Source organism: Streptomyces sp. NPDC040410 (assembly GCF_055595715.1).
Map to the genome: position 1 here is coordinate 1 of NZ_JBVIVK010000067.1, position 2303 is coordinate 2303.

1 protein-coding gene is annotated in these 2303 nt (G+C 71.3%); it reads left to right on the top strand.

Going from position 1 to position 2303, the window contains the following annotated elements:
• Positions 1 to 18 precede the first annotated feature (18 nt).
• Positions 19 to 2303: condensation domain-containing protein (locus tag ACZ562_RS38295; RefSeq protein ID WP_471189334.1), on the top strand; the 2285-nt coding region annotated here is incomplete at its 3' end.

The window sequence follows — 2303 nt, forward strand, 5'->3', positions numbered from 1 at the left end:
GAGGGGTTGCCGTTGACGGTGAACGGGAAGCTGGACCGGCGGGCGCTGCCGGCGCCGTCCTACGGCGTGCGCGAGGGACGACGCCCCAGCACCGTCCAGGAGGAGATCCTGTGCGCGGTGTTCGCCGAGGTGCTCGGTGTGGAGTCGGTCGGCATCGACGACAGCTTCTTCGGCCTGGGCGGGCATTCGCTGCTGGCGGTGCGCCTGATGGCGCGGATCCGGGCGGCGCTCGGTGTCGATGTCGGGGTGCGGGCGCTGTTCGAGGCGCCGACGGTGGCCGGGCTGGCGGCCCGACTTGCCGAGGGCACCGACCAGGCCCGTACGCCGCTGCGGGCCTGGGAGCGGCCGGAGCGGGTGCCGCTGTCCTTCGCACAGCGACGGATGTGGTTCCTGACGCAGCTCGAAGGACCCAGCGCGACCTACAACATTCCACTGCCGATCAGGCTGAGCGGCGCGGACGCCACGGTGCTGGAGGAGGCGTTCCGGGATGTCATCGCCCGGCATGAGTCGCTGCGGACCATCTTCCCGGCGGTGGACGGCGAGCCGTATCAGCACATCCTCGACCCGCGTGACCTGGACTGGGAGCTCCAGGTCGAACGGGTGGAACCCGATGAGCTGGGCCGAGCCGTGGGCCGGGCGACGGGATACGCCTTCGATCTTTCGACCGAACTGCCGATCCGGGTGTCGCTGATCGAGGCCGGGCCGGACGAGCAGATGCTGGTCGTCGTGATGCACCACATCGCCGGTGACGGCCTCTCGATGGGGCCGCTGAGCCGCGATCTGTCCACGGCGTACGCGGCACGGCTTGAGGGACAGGCCCCCGACTGGCGGCCACTGCCGCTCCAGTACGCGGACTACGCGCTCTGGCAGCGCGAGCTGCTGGGGGAGGAGTCCGACCCGGGGAGCCTGCTGTCGGAGCAGGTGGAGTACTGGCGCCGGACACTGGCCGGTGCTCCGGAGGAACTGGCGCTGCCGGTGGACCGGCCGAGGCCGAGCGTGGCGAGCCACCGGGGACACCGGGTCGGGCTGCGGTTGCCGGCCGAGACGCACCAGCGGCTGGCGGACCTGGCGCGGGCCGAGGGCGTGACGGTGTTCATGGTCCTCCAGGCCGCGCTGGCCGTCACGGTGTCGCGGATCGGCGCCGGTACGGACATTCCGATCGGGGCACCCATCGCCGGCCGTACCGATGAGAGCCTGGACGATCTGGTCGGGTTCTTCCTCAATACGCTGGTGATCCGCACCGACCTGTCCGGGGATCCGGAGTTCCGGCAGGTCCTCGGCCGGGTCCGTGAGGCCGGCCTCGGCGCGTTCGCCCACCAGGACGTGCCCTTCGAACGCCTGGTGGAGGAACTCGCCCCGTCCCGCTCGATGGCACGGCACCCGCTGGCACAGGTCGTTCTGACCATGCAGACCACCGGAGACGCGGCCCTGGACATGCCCGGCGTCCGCACCGGCGGTGGCAGCGGCAGTGGCGGCAGCGGTACCGGGCTGGATACGGGTGACTCCGCCCTGGTGAAGTTCGACCTGTGGGTCTCCCTGGTGGAGGCGTACGACGCCGAGGGCCGCCCGGCGGGCCTGCGCGGGGCGCTCACGGTGGCCGCCGACCTCTTCGACGCACCCGCGGCCGGGCGTATGGCCGACTGGTTCACTCGGGTGCTGGACACCGTGGTCGACACGCCGGACGTGCGGTTGAGCGCGGTGGACGTTCTTGACACACAGGAACGCGACCGGGTGCTGCGTGAGTGGAACGACACCGTGACCGACACGGAGACGGTGCCGGTGCTGGAGCGGTTCGAGCAGCAGGTCCGGCAGATGCCGGATGCGGTGGCGGTGGTGGCGGGCGACGAGAGCCTGACCTTCGCCGAGCTGGGTGAGCGGGCCGACCGGTGGGCGTGCTATCTGCGTGACCTCGGTGTGGGACGTGAGTCGGTGGTCGGGCTGTGCCTGCCGCGCGGTGCGGAGATGGTGACGGCGATCCTGGCGGTGTGGAAGGCGGGGGCCGCCTATCTGCCGGTCGATGTGGAACTGCCGGTGGAGCGCGTGGCGTTCATGCTGGCCGACAGCGGCGTCCGGCTGGTGGTGGGGACCGAGGAGACCCTGAACGACCTGCCCGCGGGCCGGGTGCAGATGCTCGCCATCGACGATCCGACGACCAGCATCCTGCTGGAGGCGTATGCCGGCGGGGGGGCACCCGGGGTGGCGTCCGACCCGTTGGGGTTGGCGTATGTGATCTATACGTCGGGTTCGACGGGGACGCCGAAGGGCGTGGGGGTCACGCAGGGGTCGCTGGCGAACTATGTGGC